Genomic DNA, 18,684 nt, shown 5'->3' with positions numbered 1-18,684 from the left:
GCACCGGTGGTGCCGGCCAGCTAGCGCCGGGTGAAGGTCTGCTTGGGGTTGAACACGCAGATCCAGGACATCATCGGGGCGCCCACCCCGTGGCCGTCGACGTCCAGGCACCGGTCGGTCTCCCGGTTGAACAGGGACGTGCGGTCGTTCTGCTTGATCCACTCCCACTTCTGGGCCGGGTTGCCGCTGCACACGGCGACCTGCACGGGGGTGCCGTCCTTCTTCTCACCCCAGGCCACGTCGAGGCAGAGTCCGTTGGCCCGGACGGTGCCGTCGGATCGGAAGTCCCACCACTGCGACTTCTCCTCCCGACACTTGCTCAGCACGGCGCGTACCCCGTCGCTGGTGCCGGCGGTGACGCACAGCCCGGTCTCCTTGCCCACCAGTTGCTTCGTGCCGGCCGGCCGGGTCGGTGCCGGCGTGGGCTTCTTGCCCGGCGGGCTCGCGGGGGGCGTCGTCGGGGCGGCCGGGCTGCCGCTCGGGGTGGGCGACGGCGTCGGGCTCGGCGTGGGCGACGGACTGGGCGACGGCGACGCCGCCGCCCGGAGCCGGCTGTCGAGGGCGTAGTAGTCGGTGTGTTCCCGTACGGTCCGCAGGAACGCCTGCGTCCCGGCGTCGAGGTCCCCGCCGGACTGCCGGACGGCGGCGGGACCGTTGCGGTACGCGGCCAGCGCCAACAGGGACGGGTCGCCCTCCAGCCCCGACAGTTCCCGGTGCAGCCCGCACAGGGCGGCACCGGCCGCCGGGATCGCCGCCTGCGGGTCCCAGGCCGAGGTGTCGGTCGGGCCGTACGCCTGCCAGACCTCGGGGCGGAACTGTGCGACGCCCCGCTGACCCTCGGGGCCGAGCAGGTTGACGTCGAAGCCGGACAACGCCATCAGCTGCGCGGCGACCAGCGGGGGCGTGACCTCCGGGCAGACCGAGCCGGCCCGGACCACGAGCGCGGTGTAACCGCCGGGCACCGCCTTGGGCTGCTGGACACCGCCCGACGGGCGGGGCTGACCGGAACCGCCGAACGCGGTCAGCTTGCCGTAGTAGGCGGCGTACCCGCTGGCCTGGTCGACGTACTCGACGGCGTCGGCGGGCACCCCCTTGGCGTCACGTACCTCGTCGAGGCCGGTGTGGAACGCGGCCAGGGACAGCCGCCAGGCCTCACCGGGCACGTTCGCCAGCCGGACCTGCCCGTTGAGGTCACACATGAGGTGCGCCAGGGCGAGGATGTTGGCGGCGGGATCGGAGCGTTCCGCACCGGGCCACGGCGCCCACGACTTCCACGCGGCGGCGTCGAGACCGGCGATGCCCTGACCACCGGAGGCGGTCCGGGTGGCCCGGCCGTCCAACCCTGATTCGGCCATCAGCTGACCGGCCAGCCGGGCCGGGGTGAGCGTCGGGCAGGACCGGGCGGCGGCCTGGATGGTCGTCAGGTGTTCCGTGGAGACGGGGCGACCGGTCAGGTCGTCGTCCCGGGCCGAGGCCGCGCCCCAGCCGATGGCGGCCACCACCGTGGACAGTACGGCCAGGCCGGCGACCAGGCCGGCAACGGTCCGACGGGGGATCGACCCCAGTCGGGAGCGTAAGGAGGGGTGATCGGATTTCACGGGGAGGTGTCCCTTCCGGCGTGACGGCATCGCTGTGGTGACGGACGCGCGATGTCCTTGGTTCACCGGGCTCGGATCGGATCGGATGATTTTGGTCCGGTCGACATTGAACCGAGGGGGATACCGGGCCGTCAACGTGGCTACCGCCGGGCCCGGCCGATGTCACACCGGGTGCCGGCGGCGATGGCCGTCGTCGATCGGAGCTGTGATGCTGACTCGCCGCAGGATACTCGGGATGGGACTCGCGGGTGCCGCCGTGGTCGGTGTGCCGCTGGTGGCGGCCCCGTTGATCTCCCGGGCGCGGGCCTCGGGCGGCCTGCCGTTGAACGTGGTGAACAGCACAGGCCGGTTCGCCAACTCGGCGATCCGGATGTACGTCGTCGGCACCCACGCGGAGACCGGCGCGATGGGCTACGTCCGGGAGAGCGGGATCTTCACGCCGGCCGACCCGGCGCACAACGGACCGGACGGCGTCGCCGACATCGGGGTGCCGCTGGCCGGCTCCGGCGTGACCCGGTTCGTCCTGCCGATGATGTCGGGCCGGATCTACTTCGCCATCGACGGTCACCTGAGGTTCACGGTCGTCACCGACGGCAACGGGCGGCCGGCGTTGCAGTACCCGGTCGGCTGGGTGGCGGACGACCCGAGCTTCGGGGTGCTGCACGACTGCTGCGAGTTCACGTACAACGCGAGCGGGATGTTCTGCAACACCACCATGGTGGACATGTTCAGCATTCCGATGTCGATCCGGTTGCACGGCGACGTGGAGCAGGCCACCGGCAAGCTGGTCGACGGCGGCCGGGACGCGATCTTCGCCGAGCTGGCCCGCCAGCCCGGGTTCGAACGGTTGGTGGTCGGCGACGGGTTGCGCGTCATCGCCCCCGGCAAGGGCATCGAGACGGGCCGCTTCGACCCGGGGTACCTCGACGGCTACATCGCCGAGACCTGGGACCGCTACAGCCGCTCCGAGCTGCGCGTCAGAGGTCCGTTGGGCAGCTACCGGGGGCGGGTGGTCGACGGGCGGTTGACCTTCGACGACGGGGCGCGGTCGTTCGACCGGCCCTCGACGTTGAACGTGTTCCACTGCGACGGGGCGCTCGCCGCGCCCAACGACGGGCACTACGGGCCGGTGGCGGCGATCATCGGGGCCGGGTTGAACCGGTCGGTGCTCGACCAGCCCGACCAGCCGACCACCAACCGGGACGCCTACTACCAGCACCCGGTGACCAACCACTACGCCCGGGTGCTGCACCGGCACAGCGCCGACGGCCGGGCGTACGGTTTCCCCTTCGACGACGTGGCCGACGACGCGTCGTACATCCAGGACACCGCACCGCACGAGGTGACTGTCACCCTGACCCCGTTCGGCGCCGGTCCGGGGGAGGCCCCGCCACAGCAGGCCGGCGGCCCGGTGGTCGTCGAGCGGGCACCGGTCGTCGGCGAGCCGGCACCGGTGGTCGTCGAGCCGGCCCCGGTCGTCGTCGCCGGGCAGCGGGGCGTGGGCCAGGAGATCGCGGCGGCGGGCTTCGACCGGCAGCAGGGCGTCCGGACGGAACCGTCCAGCGAGGGCGGCGAGCACCTGGGGTTCCTCGCCCACGGCGACTGGGCCGGCTACCGGGGGGTCGACTTCGGCCGTGAGCCGGCGACGCAGTTCCAGCTGCGGGTGGCCTCCGGTGCCCCGCAGGGGGTGTCGGGTCTGATCGAGGTACGCCTCGACGCCCCGGGCCTGCCACCGGTAGGCAGCATCGCGGTGGCCGGCACCGGTGGTTGGCAGAGCTGGGTCACCGTGCCGGGCAACCTCGCCCCGGTGACCGGTGTGCACGACGTCTACCTGACCTTCGCCAGTGGGCAACCCGAGGAGTTCGTCAACGTCCGCTGGCTGCGTTTCACCCGATGAGCCCGGCCACCCTCCTCGCCCCCGTGGAGCATCCCGACCGGTGCGTCGGGGCCACGGCGTCCACCACCCTGCACCGACGGTTCCGACCGGCCACACGATGGCCTGGTGGACCGTCCGATGAGCACGGTTATGCTCTCTTCCTAGGCGGGCTCGACGTCGAGACGACGGCGCGGCCGTACGGGCACGACCCGTACGTCAGGGGGAGGCGTTCTGTGTCGGCGGTGCCCAACGAAGCGCCCGGGGTGACCGGCGACGCGGCGACCGAACGGGCCTCCCCCGAGGCCCTGATGCGGGCGATCCACGAGCAGTACCGGGGGCCGCTGCTGCGGTTCCTCACCCGGTTGGTCCTCGGTCGGCAGGAACTCGCCGAGGACCTGGTCCAGGAGACGTTCCTACGCACCTGGCGCAACCTGGAGACCCTGGCCGAGGACCCGCGTCGGATCGCGCCGTGGCTCTACACGGTCGCCCGGCACGTGGCCATCGACGCGATGCGCGCCCGGCAGTCCCGCCCGCCCGAGGTGGCCATCCCCGACCTCAACCGGCTCGCCTCGGCCGAGGACGAGATGGACCGGGTGGTCAGCACCCACACGGTCCGGCTGGCGCTGCAACAGATCAAACCGGAGCACCGCGAGGTGCTGGTCGAGATGTACTACAAGGGTTCGTCGGTCGCCGAAGCCGCGCAGCGACTGGGCATCCCGGAGGGTACGGTAAAGTCCAGGACGTACTATGCGGTGCGCGCGCTGCACGCAGCGATCGGCCCGACCGAGTCCTCCTGATGACGCGACGTGTCGATCTCCCGTTCGACCCCCCGGACGCTCACCGTCCCGGGGGTCGTCACACCGTCATCGGTGTCTCCGGGTCGAAAAGGAGGGCGTGATGCGCACCGGCGGCGAACACCCCACCGCTGAGCACTCCGCCCTGGCCCTCTATCTGCTCGGCGCGCTCGACGATACCGACCGGGTCGCCTTCGAGGCCCACCTGGCCGGGTGCGGGGAGTGCCTGTCCGCAGCCGGTGAGATGGGCAGCGTGACCAGCGCCCTCGGCGGGTTGGCCGCCGCCGACTGGGACGACCTGGGTGGCCTGCCGGAGTTCGCGCCACCGGCGGAGTTCCTCCCGCCGGCCGGCCACACACCCGCCCCGGGCCTCGCCCCACCGGCCGGGCCGCCACCGGCTGCCGACCCCGACGTGCCGGCGGCGTCCGCCCCGGTTGTGGTGCCGAGGCAGCCGGTGCCCGACGCTGTGCCCGACCCACCGACCCGCGCCTCCGACCCACCCAGCGCCGCCGACCCAGCGCCCCGCACCACCGACGCACCCCGCGCGGGTGAGCCGGTCGCCACCGTCACCGGTGCGGACCCGGGCGCCGGGGTGACCCCGCCGAGGGCAGCGGATGAACCGGCCGGGACGGCCCGGCGTGGCGCTCGTCGGGGCACCGGTCCGCGTGCCGACGCCGGCAGTCCGGTCCGGAACCGGCCGTCGGGGAGCCGCCCCGGTGGGGACCGACCGGGGTCGGCGTCCGCAACGGGTGGCACCCGGCCGGATTCGGCCCGGCGTCGTCGGATGCTGTTCTGGGGTGGGGTGGCCGCCGCCCTGGTGGCCGTCGTCCTGGCCGGTGGCGTTGCGGCCGTCACCGGGTTCGGTGGCCATAGCGCAGTGGTGCTCACCGCGACCGGCGAGGCCCCGGCCCAGGGGGTGAGCCTGTCGGTGGCGATCACCACCGACGAGGGGCGCGGCTCCACCATCCGGATCACCGCCACCGGGCTGCGTCAGGGCCTGCGGTACCGGCTGTTCGCGGTGACCCGCGACGGCGTCACGCACGTGGTGCGGGACTGGACCGCCTCGACCGGGCCGCAGGAGGTGACCGGCGAGTTGTCGCTGCCGGTCGCCGACCTGGCCTTCGTCACGGTGGGCCTGGTGGACGGCACCGCCGTCGTCACCGCACCGATCTCCCGCTGAGCCGGCCGGTCTCCTCGGGCGGCCGGGGAGACCGGATGCGGCGACGTCGCGGGTGGATCGCAGACGAGACCCCGCCCTCGTCGTCGGGCCACCGTCGGTCAGTACGGGTCGGTGTGCGGGACCTCCTTGGCCCGGTGTGCTCCCGCCTTGCACCCGGCGAACGGCCCGGCCGGGCTACGCAGACTGTTCAGCACCGGTTCCAGATAGTCACGGTGCCAGTTCGCCGGGCCGCACAGCCCGGCGTCGGGCCCGGTGAGTTCCTGCCAGGCGAGCCACAGGCCGTGCAACTGCGCCACCGCCTCGGGGTGCTGCCACCACCGCCCGCACCACGGCGCGGTCGAGGACGCCTCCCGCGCGTAGATCGGCACGAGCAACAGCCGGACCCAGTTGCTGAGCAGCTCCAGCTCCTCGGCGTACTCCTCGTCGCGCAGGTAGAGGATGAACGGCGAGGTCGGCGGCGCGTCGCTCGGCGGTGTGTCGTCGCCGGGGGGCTGTTGCTGCCCGGCGGGGCGTTGGTCCTGCGGGGTCACCGTCATCGGAACTCCTCATCGGTCGGTCAGCGGGTCGGTCGGGGTCAGTCGCCGGTCGGCGACGCGCTGGGGGAGGCGGTCGGCGGGAACGACGGCGGTGGGCCGCCGAGCCCCTGGTACTTCGCGAACAGGGACCGGACCTGCGCCAGGTAGAGCTGCGCCGCGTTGGTCGAGGGCACCCCGCCGGACCGGCGTACCTCGTCGATGCCGACGGCGTACGCGGCGAGCGTCAGGTCGAGCACCTCACCGATCGCCTGGCCGTCGTCGATGAGGGCCTGAGCCTGCCCGGCCAGGGCGCAGACGTGCTTGGCCTGTGCCGCGATCGAGTCCTCCTCGTCGGTCGCGTCGGTGTCGCCGTCGTCGTCGGTGTCCTCGCCGTACCGGGTGAAGACCGCGGGCGGGAGCTGGGAGATGCCCTTCTCCCCGTTCGCGCCGACCTTCGCCGGGTCCCATCCGGAGGCCACCTCGATCTGCGCGGCGATCACCACGGGCCCGATCTGGGTGCAGGCCTTCCCGGCGTCCTCGATGCTGTCCACCAGGCCCTCGGGCACCTGGTCGGGGTCGAGGGTCCCCTTGCCGTCGCCCTGCGCGGCGGCCAACGAGTCGTCGGCGACGCTGACCGGGTCGGCCGACCCACCGCCGCCCCCGAAGAACAGGATCAACGCGACCAGCGGGGCCAGCAGCACGCCCAGCGCGCCGATCACGAAGACGGCGGCCGCGCCGACGACCCCGACCACCGGCGTGGCCAGGCAGCTCAGCCCGGCCGCGACGGCCGCGCCGATCAGGGCCGCGCTGCTGCGGTTGGACCCTTGCGTCGGCTCCGCGCCGTCGTTGTCGGACGTTGCCATGTCGCCTCCCATGCTGCTCACCATCGCGGTGGAAAAAGTTGGTCCCCGGCGTGAACCGGGGGGCGGGAGCCCCCGTAGAGGCGTCCGTCGACTGCCCGGCCCGCCGTGATGACGGGACCGGACCCGGGGTGGTTCAACCGGGACGCCGACGAACTGGAGCGACATTTGGCGAGGAGGTGGGTGCATGGGGTCCGCGACGATGAGCGACCCGGCATCGCGGGTGTCACCGGGGCCGTTGTCCGCCCGGACCGGTCCCGGGCCGGTCGTGTCGCCCCGGCGGTCGCTGTCCGAGGCGGGGCTGGGCTGGATCGCGGCGCACGGTGGTGCCGGCGCGACGACGCTCACCCGGCTCTTCGGCGGCATCGACCTGGGCTGCCGGTGGCCGGACGCGGCGCGGGCGGAGCCGGCCACGGTGATGCTGGTCGGCCGGACCGACGCCGAGGGGATGCGGGCGGTGTCCCGGGCGCTCAACGCCCTGCGGGAGGGACGTCACCCGCCCGGGATGCGGCTGGCCGGCCTGGTGCTGCTGGCCGACGCCCCGGGCCGGTTGCCGCCGGTGCTGGCCCGCCGGATCCGGGTGTTGCGGTCGGTCGCGCCGGTGCACCGGGTGCCGTGGATACCCGCCTGGCGGCTGGGCCAGCAGCCCGCCCGGATGCCCAAGCCCCTGGAACGGCTCCGGGCGGCGACCGGCGTGGCCAGGGACGGGAGTCCGTCATGACCGTCGGGTACGGTGTGGACCGGCTCGCCGGCCACCTCCTGGCGTTCGGCCCGGGGGCGGCGCCCTCCCCGTTGCCGAGCCTCAAACCCCCGCCGCCGTACAACCCGGCGGGTGGTGCGGCCGACGACCTGCTGAACCTGCTCGCCTGGGGGGTCAGCGCGGCCGGTGTCGCCGGGCTGCTCATCCTCGGCATCTCGATGGCCATCCAACTCAACCGGGGCGTTCCCGGGGAGATGAGCGACCACTTCCGTGGGGCGGTGTTCGTCGCGATGGGCTGCGTGCTCGGCGCGACCGCCGGACCACTCGTCATGTTCTTCGGTGACCTCGGACTCTGAGCCGGATCGCCGCCGGCCGGACAGCGCACCCCGCACTGCCGGCCCGTTCCACCCCGTCACCGCCGGAGCGTCGTCGACGCCTCCGGTGATGCCACCTGCCCGAAGGAGCTGTTCCGATGTCGTTCACGAGCCTGTCCCAGTACGCCGCCGCCTACCTGGTCGCCCGCCTCCCGGCCCTTGAGCCGGCGCCGAGCGGTGGCGGGATCAACCCGACCCCCAACGCCCCGGGGCAGCTGACCACCCTGGTGAACAAGCTGCTGGGCCTGATCGCCTGGGCCGGCACCGCCGCCGGGGTGGCCGGGGTGCTGATCACCGGCACGATGATGGCGATCTCGGTGAAGCGGGGCGAGAGTTCCGAGCACATGTCCCGGCTCGGTCTGGTGCTCGGTGGCTGCATCCTGGTCGCCGTCGCGGGCCCGCTGGCGAACTTCTTCCTCGGCGGTGCCGGCACCACCGCAGGCCAGCCGCAGTGACCGGCGGGCGCGGCCGGTCCCCGGCGGACCCGCCGTTCTGGACCGAGCGCGGCTGGATCCTCTCGGTGGCGTTCCTCGCCGGCATGGCGCTGCTGGCGGCGGGGGCCTGGATGTCCGGGTCGGCCCGGGAGACCCCGGCCGACCCGGTGGCCCGTGACGCCGTCGCGCAGGTGGCGCAGTGTCCGCCCCGGACGGTGGTCGCGGCGGGGCCGGCGGTGCCGCCGGACGACGTGGCGTGGCGGACCCTCGACGGTGGGGACCGGGTGCCGGTCTCCGCGACCCAGGGACCGTCGCGTACCGCCGACGGGGTGTTGGGCTGCTTCGCGCACACCCCGATCGGTGCGGTGCTGGCGGCACACGCCGTGCCCACCCAACTGGCCGGGGCCACCTGGCGGACGGTGGCCGACCGGCAGGTGGTGCCGGGACCGGGCCGGGACGTGCTGGTGGCCCGGCTGGGGGCCGCCGCCGGGGTCGTCACCGGTCGTGGCGGTGGCAGCTACGCCGGCTTCGCCCTCGCCCGGTACGCGGCCGACACGGCCCGGGTGCAACTGCTGGTCAAGACCGGTGCCGGCGGCTACGTGGCGACCCTGGTCGAGCTGCGTTGGGACGCCGGGGACTGGAAGGTGGCGCCGTCGCGGGCCGGGGTGGTGCACGCCTCGCTGGGCACGGTCACCGGCAGTGCCGGCTACACACTCTGGAGGAAGTAGATGGGCGGGTGTTCGCCTCCCAACCCCCTGGACATCATCACCGGCTTCTTCTCGTTCCTCGGTGACCCGATCGGCACCCTGGTCCGGATGATCGCCAACCTGATGCTGGCCGCCGCGATCTCCATCTTCGCCGAGTTGAGCGTCTCGGTGCCGACGCTGGGCACCACGACCGAGGGCGGCCCGGACGACGTGCCGAGCCTGATCAGCGACCAGATCGAGTGGGTCGTGACCTATCTCGCGATCGGGTCGGTGCTGTTCGCCGCCGCGCGGATGGCGATGGAACGCAAGGGCACCGCCGGGCGGACCGCGTTGCAGGGCTTCCTGCGGGTCATCCTGGTCGCCGGGGCCGGCTCGTGGGTGGTGGGCCGGGCGGCCAGCCTCTCCGACGGTTTCTCCGACCACCTGCTCAGGTCCGCGGCGATGGAAGTGATCATGGGGGTGCCCTGTGTGGACAACGGCTCCTCCATCGAGTCGTTCCTGCTGCTGGTGCTGGCCTTCCTGCTGCTGATCGCCGCCATCGTGCACGTGCTGATGCTCTACCTGCGGCTGGGCGTGATGACCATCATGCTCGGCACCCTGCCGCTGGCCGCCGCCGCGTCGATGACGAACTGGGGGGCCGGCTGGTGGCGCAAGCACATCGGCTGGACGATCGCCTGGCTGCTCTACAAGCCCGCCGTCGGTCTGATCATGTTCTCCGGGGCGGAGATGCTCGCCGTCGGCAGCCGTACCCAGAACTCCTCGCACATCCGCATCGCCGGCATCGGCGTCCTGCTGCTGTCGGCGGTCGCCCTGCCGGCGCTGCTCAAGATCGTGGTGCCGGCCACGGCGGCGCTGGGCACCGGTGACCCGACCGGGACCGCCGTCTCGGCCGCGGGCGGCATGGTCGCCTCCGGCGCGAAGCGGGTCGCCGGGTCCGCCCTGTCCTCGGGCGGTGGGGGTGGCGGCGCCCCGTCCGGGGCCCGCGGACCGCAGGGTCGCCGGGGTGACACCGGCGGACAGGGCCCAGCCGGCCGTACCGGCGGCACCGGTGGCGGCAGCGCAGCCGCCGCAGGCTCCGCGGCCCGGCTGGCCGGACCGGTCGGGGTCGCGATCGACGGGGCGCAACGGGCGGCCCGGACCGGTCGGAACATGGCGGCCGGCACGGTGTCGGGCGCGGACGGCGACGCCGGCCACAACTGACAGCGCGGACCACCGCCGACCGGACGACCCGGTCGGGCGGCGGTCCGGTGAGACGAGGGAGAGGCAATGACGACCGAAGCCGTCATCGAACCGACGTACGGCAACTGGCGTCGGCCCCGCCGGGCCGGGCTGGGCCCACTCGGCCTGGTCGGCACCGTCGGGGTGTTCGGCGGGCTGGTGCTGGTGCTGCTGGCCTCGCTGGCGTCGCTGCAGGCGGCGTTCGTGGTCGGCGTGCCGCTCGTGGTGGCCCTGCTGCCGATGGCCGTCCGCACCCAGGACGGCCGTAACCTGTACCAGCTCCTGGCGTTGCGGATCGGCTGGTCGCGTCGGGTGTCCCGCCGGGAGCACCTGTACGTCTCGGGGCCGCTCTCGGCCCGACCGGGTGGCCGCTTCCCCCCGCCCGGCCTGCTCAGCGGGGTGCTCGCCCGGGAAGGCCGGGACGCCTACGACCGACCGTTCGGGGTGCTGCACCACAAGAGCCGCAACCTCTACACGATCGTGCTGCGGTGTGAGCCCGACGGCGGTTCGCTGGTCGACCCGGAGCAGGTCGACACGTGGGTGTCGCTGTGGGGCGAGTGGCTGTCCCGGCTCGCCCACGAACCGGGGCTGCGCGGGGCGTCGGTGGTGGTGGAGACCGCCCCGGACCCGGGGACCCGGCTCGCGGCGGAGGTACTGCCCCGGCTGGACGCCGCCGCCCCCGCCGCCGCCCGTGCGGTGCTGGAGGAGGTGGTCGAGGACTACCCGTCGGCGTCGTCGGAGATGAACTCGTACATCACCCTCACCTACGCCCCGGTGGGTGGGCCACGGCGGGATCCGGAGGACGTGGTCACCGACCTGGCCATCCGGGTGCCGAGCCTGCTGACCGGGCTGATCGGTGCCGGTGGGGGTGTCGCCGAGCCGCTGACCGCCGAGCAGATCGCCGAGGTGGTCCGGGTGGCGTACGACCCGGCCTGCGCCGCCGAGGTGCTCAGCGTCCGCGCCGAGCACGGGGAGACCGGGCTGGAGTGGGCCGACTGCGGGCCGGTCGCCGCGGTCGAGTCGGTGGACGCCTACCAGCACGACTCCGGGGTGTCCCGGACCTGGCTGCTCACCCTGGCCCCCCGGGGCACGGTGCGCTCCAGTGTGCTGCGCACCATGCTCGACGCCTCCGCCGGGACCCGCCGTAAGCGGGTGGCGTTGCTCTACCGGCCGATCGACCCGGCGACCTCGGCCCGGATCGTCGAGGCGGACCGGCGGACCGCGCAGTTCATGGCGACCTCCGGGCGGGGCATGGTGCAGGCGCGGGCCGCCGCCGAGGTACGCGCCGCCGAGCAGGCCGCCGCCGAGGAGGCCACCGGGGCGGGGCTGGTGGAGTTCTCGCTGATGCTGACCGTCACCGTCGACGACCGGTCCCAGCTCGACGACGCGTCGGTGCTGGTGCGCAACATGACCGGGGCCACCCGGATCGCGATGCGGCCGGCCCACCGGATGCAGGCGGCGGCGTTCACCTGCACCCTGCCGACCGGAATCCTTCCGTGGGAGCAGACCGTGCTGCCACACGAACTTCAGGAGGCGATGTGACCGGCGCACCGGTACTGCGCACGGGTGGGCTCGGGGCGGGTTGGCCGGTCGGGACCTCGGGGGCGCGGACCGCGCTGGCCGGGGTGGTCGGCGACCCGGACGACGAGGCCCCCGTCGCGCCGAAGAAGACCCGACCGGCCCGGCCCCGCCGTGAGCTACCCCCCTCGGCCCGGGGCTGGGAGGGGCCCGGCGGTGGCCGGGTCGGCTACCTGGACGCGCCCACCATGTGGCGGGCCACCACCGTGCAGGCGTGCGGGCTGTGGCCGTTCTCGGCCGGCTCGGGGGCGCCGATGTCCGGGGTGCCGCTCGGTCAGCACCTGTTCACCGGCGCCACGGTCTGCGGTGATCCGATCTCCTGGTTCACCCGGGCCCGCTACATCTCCAATCCGTCGCTGTTCATGCTGGGCATGCCCGGCCTGGGCAAGTCGACCCTGATCAACCGGATGGCGGTGGGTCTGGCCGCGACCGGGGTGGTGCCGCTGGTGCTCGGCGACCTCAAGCCGGACTACGCCGACACGGTCCGGGCCCTCGGCGGGCAGGTGATCCCGATCGGGCGCGGCGTCGGCGGGATCAACGTGCTGGACCCGGGGGCGATGGGGTTGGCCGCCGAACGCATCGGCGGCCGGGCCGGCCGGGCGCTGGCCGCCGAGACGCACGGTCGGGTGCTGAACATGGTGGCGGCGCTGCTGACCATCGTGCGCGGCCGGGCGCTGGACGACCACGAGCAGTCGGTGCTCTCCGCCTGTCTGCGGCACCTGCGGGAACGCACCCCGCAGGGCCGGGCCCCGCTGCTGCCGGACCTGCTGCGGGTGTTGGAGGAGGGGCCGGACCGGGTCCGGGCGGTGACCCTGGACCGGGGTCAGGAGAGCCGCTACCGGGATGCGGTGGACCCGCTGCACCGCTCGTTGCTGGGCATCCTCGACGGTGCGTTGGGGGACACCTTCGGCTCGTCCACCTCCACCCGGATCGACCCGGACGCCCCCGCCGTGTGCATCGACATCTCCCGGATCGGGGAGTCCGACACCCAGCTCACCGCGGCGGCGATGCTGGCGGCATGGTCCGAGGGCCTGGGCACGGTCGCCGCGTCGCACGCGATGGCCGACGCCGGGCTGGCCCCGCGCCGCTGGTTCTTCACCATCCTCGACGAGTTGTGGCGGCCGCTGCGGGCGGCCTCCGGCATCGTCGACCGGATCGACGCGCTGACCCGGCTCAACCGGTCGCTCGGCCTCGGCGATGCCAAGATCACCCACACCCTCAAGGACGCCGAGGCGTTGGGCTCCGACGCCGACCGGGCCAAGGCGCGCGGTTTCGTGGAACGGGCCGGGATCGTCGCCTGCGCCGGGCTGCCGGCGGCGGAGATGACCGACCTGGGTCGGGTGATCGGCCTGTCCAAACGGGAGATCGAGCTGGTCTCCTCCTGGTCGTCGCCGCCGGGCTGGGCGAGCACCGGCAGCAATGAGGAACCACCGGGGCGGGGCCGGTTCCTGATCAAGGTGGGTGGCCGGCCCGGCATCCCGATCCGGGTGTCCATCACCGACACCGAGCGCCGGCTGCACGACACCAACCAGCGCTGGGTGCAGAACGGGTACGCCGCCCAGCAGGCCGCCGAGCGGGCGGCGGCCCGGCAGGCGGCCTTCGAGGTCGAGGCGGAGCTGGGCAACCTGGCCACCCGGCCGGAGCTGGCCCACCTCGCCGACCAGGTCGCCGCCGGTGAGCGGGGGTGGCACGCGTGAGCCGGATGTCGTCGGGCTCGCCCCGGGGCGCGGACCTGTTCTTCTGGGCGTTCTGCCTGGTGGTCCTCGCCAACGCGGCACTGTTCACGGTCGCCTGGCTGGGCGGCACCCTGGGTGCCGGGGTGACCGGCCACGGCTGGCAGACGCCGCCGTTCACGCTCGGCGCGTACTTCATGGTGATCTCCGGTGCGGCCGGCGCGCTCTGGCCCGGGGCGTCACCGTACGCGCTCTGCTCCGGGATGCTCGTGGTGGCGCTGCTGGTGGTGGTGCCGGCGGTGCTCGTCGGTCGCCGGCTGCTCGACCTGCGCGGGCGCGGCGTCGGGCTGGCCCGGGTGCGTGACCTGGCCCCGCTGACGCCCGCCGGGATCGCGGCCCGGGCCCGGGAGCTGCGTCCCTCGCTGGCCGGGGTACGGCAACTCGCCCCGGACGACACCGGCAACCTGCTCGGTGACCTGTCGCCCAACGGCCCGGAGCTGCGCTCCTCCTTCGAGGACGTGGAGCTGGACCTGATGGCCCCCCGGGCCGGCAAGTCCACCGGCATCGCGGTGCCCCGGGTGCTGCGGGCCCGGGGCGCGGTGCTGCTCACCTCCAACAAGTCCGACGTGTACGCGGTGACCCGGGCCGAGCGGGAACGTGTCGGTACGGTGTGGACCTTCGACCCGCAGGGCATCGCCCACGTTCCCCGCCGGATGTGGTGGGACATCCTCGCCGACTGCGTCACCATCGAGGGGGCCCGCCGGTTGGCCGGGCACTTCGTGGCGTCGGTCAACGACGACACCGCCAAGAAGGACTTCTGGATCTCGGCGGCGCAGAACACCCTGACCGCGCTCTTCCTGGCCGCCGCCCGGGGCCGGGCCCCCGTCGCCGAGCTGCTCGGCTGGCTGGCCGACCCGGCCGACCGTACCCCGATCGACCTGCTCCGCGACGCGGGTATGGCGGCGATGGCCGAGCAGTTGCAGGGCACCGTACGCGGGGCGGTGGAGACCCGCGACGGCATCTACGAGACGGCCCGGCAGTGCGTGGCGTGCCTGCTCGACCCGGAGATCCTCGCCTGGGTCTCCCCGGACCCGTACCTGCCGCAGTTCCGCCCGGACCGGCACGTGCTCGGCCGGGACACCCTCTTCCTGCTGTCCAAGGACGGCGGCGGTTCCGCCGCCGGGGTGATCGCCGGCCTGGCCGACGCGACCCTGCGGGCCGGGGTGGTCGCCGCCGAACGGATGGGTGGCCGGCTCGACCCGCCGATGACGGCGGTGCTGGACGAGGCGGCGAACGTGTGCCGGATCTCCGACCTGCCGGACCTCTACTCCCACCTGGGATCGCGGGGGATCAACGTGGTCACCCTGTTGCAGAGCTACCGGCAGGGGTCCCGGGTCTGGGGTGAGGCCGGGATGGACGCGCTGTGGGGCGCCGCCACCATCAAGCTGCTCGGCGCGGGCCTCGACGACGCCGACTTCGTGGAGAAGGTCTCCAAGCTGGTCGGTCAGCACGACGTCAGCACGGTCAGCGTCTCCCGCAGCCGGGACGGTTCGTCGCGGTCCACCTCGTACCGGCAGGAACACGTGCTGCCGCCGGACCGGATCCGGGCTCTGCCGAAGGGGACCGCGCTGCTGCTCGCCACCGGCATCCGGCCGGCGGTGATCACGCTGCGGCCCTGGTACAAGGAGCCGGACGCGGGGCGGATCTCGGCGCAGGCCCGGCAGGAGGTCGCGGCTATCACCGAGCGGGCCGCCGGCAAGGCCACCGCGACGCCGTGGCAGGCGAACTGGCGAGAAACCCCGGCCGCGGGCTGAACCGGGACGCCGGGCCGGTCGTAATGAGCGTGTCAACCGCTGGTCGAGCATCAAGGAGCCCAGGTGTCCTCACCCCATCAGCCACCACCGGGCGGGAGCGGAAGTCCCACCGGCAGCGAGAGCTACAGCGTCCACTACCCGCCCACCCCGACCGAGTCCGAGCCGCAGGTGGTCTACTCGCCGAGCGTCTACAGCCAGGTCAGCTACACCCCGGGCGTCTACACGCCCAGCAACTACAGCCAGGTCAGTTACACCCCGGGCGCCTACACACCGAGCAACTACAGCCAGGGCGCCCCGAGCACCTCGTCGGTGCAGTCGGGCTACGGCCAGTACACCGCCGACGACTACCGGGCCGAGGTGGGCCAGCCGTACAGCACGTCGACCTCCTCGGGCCGCAGCAGCCCCGGCCCGGGAGACTCGATCAGCGTCGAGTGGAGCGAGAGCGAGACCAGCCGGCACTCCCTGGACAGCCGCAACCGGGTGATGACCTGGGCTCAGCAGGCCAGCAGGTGGGTCTACGAGAACGACGAGAAGATCGTCAACTTCGTGTCGATGGTCGCGTCGCCCGGGGTGCAGGGTGCCGCCGGGCTGCGGGGCAACGCGGTGGCCAACAGCGTGGGCCTGGCCCTGGCCGCCGGCCCCGGCATGTACGTGGTGGGCAAGGAGGTGGTCAACTCGCTGCGCAACGGCCAGCAGGGTGACCTGGTCCGGGCCGCCTACGGCGCGGTGGCCGCCGCCGGCGCCATCACCTGGGGCGTCGGCTACGCGCCGGGCCAGGACACCACGGCCGGCAACTCGGGGGCCATCGTGCACGGGGTGGGCTCCGCGTTCATGGTCACCCGGGGCCCCCGGGAACAGCCGGGGCGTCCCCGGCAGGACACGGAGGCCCGGGGGGACGTAGCCGACACCGCGAGTTCGCACCGCAGGGGCGGGGCCACCTCCCGTAACCACACCTCCCGCACCCACACCTCGCGGACCAGCGGCCGCGACAGCGGCTCGTCGCACGAGCCGGTGAGCCGGCGCAACGGGTCCGATCGCACCCGTGACCAGCACCGGCGGGGCGGCGGTGGCAACAGCGGTGGTGGCGGGGGTGTCGTCCGGTAGGTCTCGCCGGCCGTGACCGTCCAGGTCGGGGTGCCGCCGCGTCCAGGGACGTGGACCGGCGGCACCCCGACGGCGTGGTGGGTGGGCGGGTACACCCCGACCCCCCACCCACCACCCGCACCGGCCGTAACCGGTCGGCCGGTACGTTCCGCCTGCTGCCGGCCCGATCCGCCGGGGCGGGACGGCAGCGGGTCAGTCGGCGGGCAGGGTGAACCGCCAGCGTCGTGCGCGCAGCACGGGCGCGACCCGGTCGACGGCGGCGACGCTCTGGCTGCGGTCCCCGCCACCGTCGTGCAGCAGCACCACCGCGCCGGGGGTGACCCCGTCGAGGAGCCGGCGGACGAGCTCGTCGGTGCCCGGCGGTTCCCAGTCACCGACGGCCAGCCGCCAGCCGAGCGGTCGCATACCCAACGCGGCGGCGACGCCGGGACTCGCCCCCCAGGCCCCGTAGGGCGCACGGAAGTAGCGGATCCGGGCACCCGGTACGGCCCGCCGGATGGCCTCGTTGGTCTCCCGCAGATCCGCCTCGATCCGCTCGGCCGACCAGGTGGTCATGTCGTCGTGGTGCATGCTGTGGTTGCCCAGCCGGTGACCGTCGGCAACGATCCTGCGCACCACCTCGGGGTGGGCCTCGACCTGCCCGCCGCAGAGGAGGAACACGGCCGCGATCCGGTGCCGCCGCAGGACGCCGAGCAGGCGCAGCGTGTCGGTGGGGTTCGGGCCGTCGTCGAAGGTGAGGCTGACCGTCCGTCCGCCGCCCCGGGCCGTGTCGAGGATGTCGGCGCCCACCGGCCGGCCTACCGGCGCGGCTTCGGCGTGGCCCGCATCCGCACGTACGGTGGGCCGGCGTAGATCAGGTCGGCCTTCATCACCTGGTACGCCCGCTTGGGCTGGTAGTTTTCGTCGTAGATGGTGGCCAGGCCCTGCGGCGGGTCGTCGAAGGTGCCGGGCACCCAGGAGTGCCGGTCGGTGAACCCCCAGACGGTGAACGACAGGCAACGCGGCTCGGCCAGGCAGGCCTGCAACAGCACGTGGAAGTTCGCGGCGGACGCCTGGAGCCGTGGGTTGATCTCCTCGGAGTCGCCGGCCTGCACCCCGTCGGTCAACCGGCTGCGCACGTCGACCTCGGTGAACGCGGTGGACAGCCCCAACCCGGCGAAGCGGTGCAGCGCGTCGGCGACCTGGAGGGTGTCGTAGTTGCCGTACTGGGTGCCCAGGTGGCCCTGGCTGCCGACCCCGTCGATCGGCACGCCCCGGGCCAGCAGGCCCTTGACCATGTCGTACACGAACTGGGTCTTGTCGTTGGCCGGGTCGCCGGAGCCGAACGCCTCGATGTTGTAGTCGTTGTAGAACAGCAGGGCGGTCGGGTCGGCGGCGCGGGCCCAGCGGAACGCGTCGGCCACGTAACCCGGGCCGAGGTGCTCGGCCCAGAAACCCTTGTAGTGCAGGGTGGACGGGGTGTCCCAGGGGTCGCTGACGGCCTCGTTGACCACGTCCCACTGCCAGATCTTGCCCCGGTAGCGGCTGGCGACGGTGGTGATGTGCTGGCGCAGGATCGACCGCAACTCGGTGTTGTCGATGGAGCCGTCGGCGACCCCGTCGGTGAGCCACTTGGGCAGTTGGCTGTGCCAGACCAGCACGTGGCCCCGGACCTTCTGGCCGTTGCGTCGGGCGGTGGCGACGAGTTCGTCGGCCGCCGACCAGTCGTAGGTGCCCCGGGTCGGCTCCAGGGACTCCCACTTCATCACGTTCTCGGCGGTGACCGTGGAGAACTCGTCGCGCACGATCTCCCGGTAGCGGGGCTCGGCGGCGTCGTTGAGGGCCGCCATGTCGACCGCGGTGCCGACGTACAGGCCGTGGCGCTGGCCCAGGGCGCGCAGGCTCTGCGCGGTCGGGTCGTACGGCCGCTGTGCGGTGGCCGGTACGGCGTTCAACACGCCGGCGGTCGCGACGGCGACCAACCCGGCAGCCATCCACCGTCTGAGGATCATCTGCGGTCCTTTCCCGAGGCGCGTCGACGGGTCGACGGCGGCGAGGGTGGGGGAGGGGTGCGGCACCGCCACGGCGGGACGTGTGGCGGGCCGCACCGGAGCCAACCGATAGTTGTGCATCGATTTCCGGAAGCCGACTGGAACGTTACGAGCGCGAGCCCACCGGGTCAACCATCGAAACTTCCGGAACTCCTGGTCAGGCCGTCGACCGGTCGTCGCAACAGTTTCGAGATCCGGCCCCCCGGTATCCCGGGCACGGCCACGACCG

The 18,684-nt window shown here is 73.5% G+C and carries 17 protein-coding genes; 12 read left to right on the top strand and 5 right to left on the bottom strand.

All coding sequences use genetic code 11. From position 1 onward, the window contains the following. Window positions 1-20 precede the first annotated feature (20 nt). Window positions 21-1,598: a ricin-type beta-trefoil lectin domain protein gene (locus tag JQN83_RS06975; RefSeq protein WP_307799069.1), complete on the bottom strand. Its 1,578-nt coding sequence runs from the start codon at window positions 1,596-1,598 to the stop codon at window positions 21-23. 235 nt (window positions 1,599-1,833) lie between these two features. Here JQN83_RS06975 and JQN83_RS32820 point away from each other — a divergent pair, with 235 nt between their 5' ends. The 3 genes from JQN83_RS32820 (at window position 1,834) to JQN83_RS33680 (ending at window position 5,448) form a co-directional block, all read left to right on the top strand. Further along, window positions 1,834-3,495, top strand: a complete 1,662-nt coding sequence (locus tag JQN83_RS32820; protein ID WP_244251855.1) for a beta-1,3-glucanase family protein — start codon at window positions 1,834-1,836, stop codon at window positions 3,493-3,495. Between the two features lie 221 nt (window positions 3,496-3,716). Next, window positions 3,717-4,271 carry a sigma-70 family RNA polymerase sigma factor gene (locus tag JQN83_RS06965; RefSeq protein WP_208566204.1) on the top strand — a complete coding sequence of 185 codons (555 nt, stop codon included), beginning with the start codon at window positions 3,717-3,719 and terminating at the stop codon, window positions 4,269-4,271. A 100-nt stretch (window positions 4,272-4,371) separates the two neighbouring features. Beyond that, window positions 4,372-5,448, top strand: coding sequence for a zf-HC2 domain-containing protein (locus JQN83_RS33680; RefSeq protein ID WP_208566203.1), 1,077 nt, complete (start codon window positions 4,372-4,374; stop codon window positions 5,446-5,448). 98 nt (window positions 5,449-5,546) lie between these two features. Here the strand turns inward: JQN83_RS33680 and JQN83_RS06955 are convergent, their stop codons facing one another. Then, complete coding sequence (locus JQN83_RS06955) at window positions 5,547-5,984, bottom strand: DUF4913 domain-containing protein (protein WP_208566202.1); 438 nt, start codon at window positions 5,982-5,984, stop codon at window positions 5,547-5,549. 38 nt (window positions 5,985-6,022) lie between these two features. After that, window positions 6,023-6,826 (bottom strand): transglycosylase SLT domain-containing protein, encoded by an 804-nt coding sequence (locus tag JQN83_RS06950; protein ID WP_208566201.1) that lies wholly within the window; start codon window positions 6,824-6,826, stop codon window positions 6,023-6,025. A gap of 184 nt (window positions 6,827-7,010) precedes the next feature. Between JQN83_RS06950 and JQN83_RS06945 the strand changes: the two genes are divergently transcribed. The 9 genes from JQN83_RS06945 to JQN83_RS06905 all read left to right on the top strand — a co-directional run bounded on the left by JQN83_RS06945 (window position 7,011) and on the right by JQN83_RS06905 (window position 16,425). Further along, window positions 7,011-7,544: a hypothetical protein gene (locus tag JQN83_RS06945; RefSeq protein WP_244251854.1), complete on the top strand. Its 534-nt coding sequence runs from the start codon at window positions 7,011-7,013 to the stop codon at window positions 7,542-7,544. Continuing rightward, entirely contained in the window at window positions 7,541-7,879 is a 339-nt protein-coding gene (locus tag JQN83_RS06940; protein WP_208566200.1) for a hypothetical protein, read from the top strand. The genes JQN83_RS06945 and JQN83_RS06940 overlap by 4 nt, the downstream gene beginning before the upstream one ends. Window positions 7,880-7,995: 116 nt before the next feature. Beyond that, the gene (locus tag JQN83_RS06935) at window positions 7,996-8,352 is read left to right on the top strand and encodes a hypothetical protein (protein ID WP_208566199.1); all 357 of its coding nucleotides are present in this window, start codon (window positions 7,996-7,998) and stop codon (window positions 8,350-8,352) included. Then, a complete protein-coding gene (locus tag JQN83_RS06930) occupies window positions 8,349-9,059 on the top strand; it encodes a DUF8175 domain-containg protein (RefSeq protein ID WP_208566198.1) in 711 nt (236 codons plus the stop codon). Before JQN83_RS06935 ends, JQN83_RS06930 begins: the two co-directional genes overlap by 4 nt. Then, window positions 9,060-10,238, top strand: coding sequence for a hypothetical protein (locus JQN83_RS06925; protein WP_208566197.1), 1,179 nt, complete (start codon window positions 9,060-9,062; stop codon window positions 10,236-10,238). Between the two features lie 66 nt (window positions 10,239-10,304). Continuing rightward, entirely contained in the window at window positions 10,305-11,798 is a 1,494-nt protein-coding gene (locus JQN83_RS06920; RefSeq protein ID WP_208566196.1) for an SCO6880 family protein, read from the top strand. Further along, window positions 11,795-13,531: a putative type IV secretion/conjugal transfer ATPase gene (locus tag JQN83_RS06915; protein WP_307799067.1), complete on the top strand. Its 1,737-nt coding sequence runs from the start codon at window positions 11,795-11,797 to the stop codon at window positions 13,529-13,531. Before JQN83_RS06920 ends, JQN83_RS06915 begins: the two co-directional genes overlap by 4 nt. A 5-nt stretch (window positions 13,532-13,536) precedes the next feature. Then, window positions 13,537-15,321 carry a type IV secretory system conjugative DNA transfer family protein gene (locus JQN83_RS06910; protein ID WP_208566477.1) on the top strand — a complete coding sequence of 595 codons (1,785 nt, stop codon included), beginning with the start codon at window positions 13,537-13,539 and terminating at the stop codon, window positions 15,319-15,321. 63 nt (window positions 15,322-15,384) lie between these two features. Next, window positions 15,385-16,425 carry a hypothetical protein gene (locus JQN83_RS06905; RefSeq protein ID WP_208566195.1) on the top strand — a complete coding sequence of 347 codons (1,041 nt, stop codon included), beginning with the start codon at window positions 15,385-15,387 and terminating at the stop codon, window positions 16,423-16,425. 192 nt (window positions 16,426-16,617) lie between these two features. Here JQN83_RS06905 and JQN83_RS06900 read toward each other — a convergent pair whose 3' ends face one another. After that, window positions 16,618-17,214 carry a polysaccharide deacetylase family protein gene (locus JQN83_RS06900; RefSeq protein WP_208566194.1) on the bottom strand — a complete coding sequence of 199 codons (597 nt, stop codon included), beginning with the start codon at window positions 17,212-17,214 and terminating at the stop codon, window positions 16,618-16,620. A gap of 8 nt (window positions 17,215-17,222) precedes the next feature. After that, the gene (locus JQN83_RS06895) at window positions 17,223-18,416 is read right to left on the bottom strand and encodes an endo-1,4-beta-xylanase (RefSeq protein WP_208566193.1); all 1,194 of its coding nucleotides are present in this window, start codon (window positions 18,414-18,416) and stop codon (window positions 17,223-17,225) included. Window positions 18,417-18,684: the final 268 nt, after the last annotated feature.

Source organism: Micromonospora antibiotica, assembly GCF_017599305.1.
In the GTDB taxonomy this organism is placed as follows: domain Bacteria; phylum Actinomycetota; class Actinomycetes; order Mycobacteriales; family Micromonosporaceae; genus Micromonospora; species Micromonospora antibiotica.
The sequence above is the reverse complement of the archived record's forward strand: the minus strand, read 5'-3'. Positions and strand labels throughout refer to the sequence as shown.

Excerpts from the sequence above, each read along its gene's own strand:
- JQN83_RS32820 (WP_244251855.1), top strand. The coding sequence starts at position 1,834 with ATGGGACTCGCGGGTGCCGCCGTGGTCGGTGTGCCGCTGGTGGCGGCC.
- JQN83_RS33680 (WP_208566203.1), top strand. The coding sequence starts at position 4,372 with ATGCGCACCGGCGGCGAACACCCCACCGCTGAGCACTCCGCCCTGGCC.
- JQN83_RS06955 (WP_208566202.1), bottom strand. The coding sequence starts at position 5,984 with ATGACGGTGACCCCGCAGGACCAACGCCCCGCCGGGCAGCAACAGCCC.
- JQN83_RS06950 (WP_208566201.1), bottom strand. The coding sequence starts at position 6,826 with ATGGCAACGTCCGACAACGACGGCGCGGAGCCGACGCAAGGGTCCAAC.
- JQN83_RS06945 (WP_244251854.1), top strand. The coding sequence starts at position 7,011 with ATGGGGTCCGCGACGATGAGCGACCCGGCATCGCGGGTGTCACCGGGG.
- JQN83_RS06940 (WP_208566200.1), top strand. The coding sequence starts at position 7,541 with ATGACCGTCGGGTACGGTGTGGACCGGCTCGCCGGCCACCTCCTGGCG.
- JQN83_RS06935 (WP_208566199.1), top strand. The coding sequence starts at position 7,996 with ATGTCGTTCACGAGCCTGTCCCAGTACGCCGCCGCCTACCTGGTCGCC.
- JQN83_RS06925 (WP_208566197.1), top strand. The coding sequence starts at position 9,060 with ATGGGCGGGTGTTCGCCTCCCAACCCCCTGGACATCATCACCGGCTTC.
- JQN83_RS06920 (WP_208566196.1), top strand. The coding sequence starts at position 10,305 with ATGACGACCGAAGCCGTCATCGAACCGACGTACGGCAACTGGCGTCGG.
- JQN83_RS06910 (WP_208566477.1), top strand. The coding sequence starts at position 13,537 with ATGTCGTCGGGCTCGCCCCGGGGCGCGGACCTGTTCTTCTGGGCGTTC.
- JQN83_RS06895 (WP_208566193.1), bottom strand. The coding sequence starts at position 18,416 with ATGATCCTCAGACGGTGGATGGCTGCCGGGTTGGTCGCCGTCGCGACC.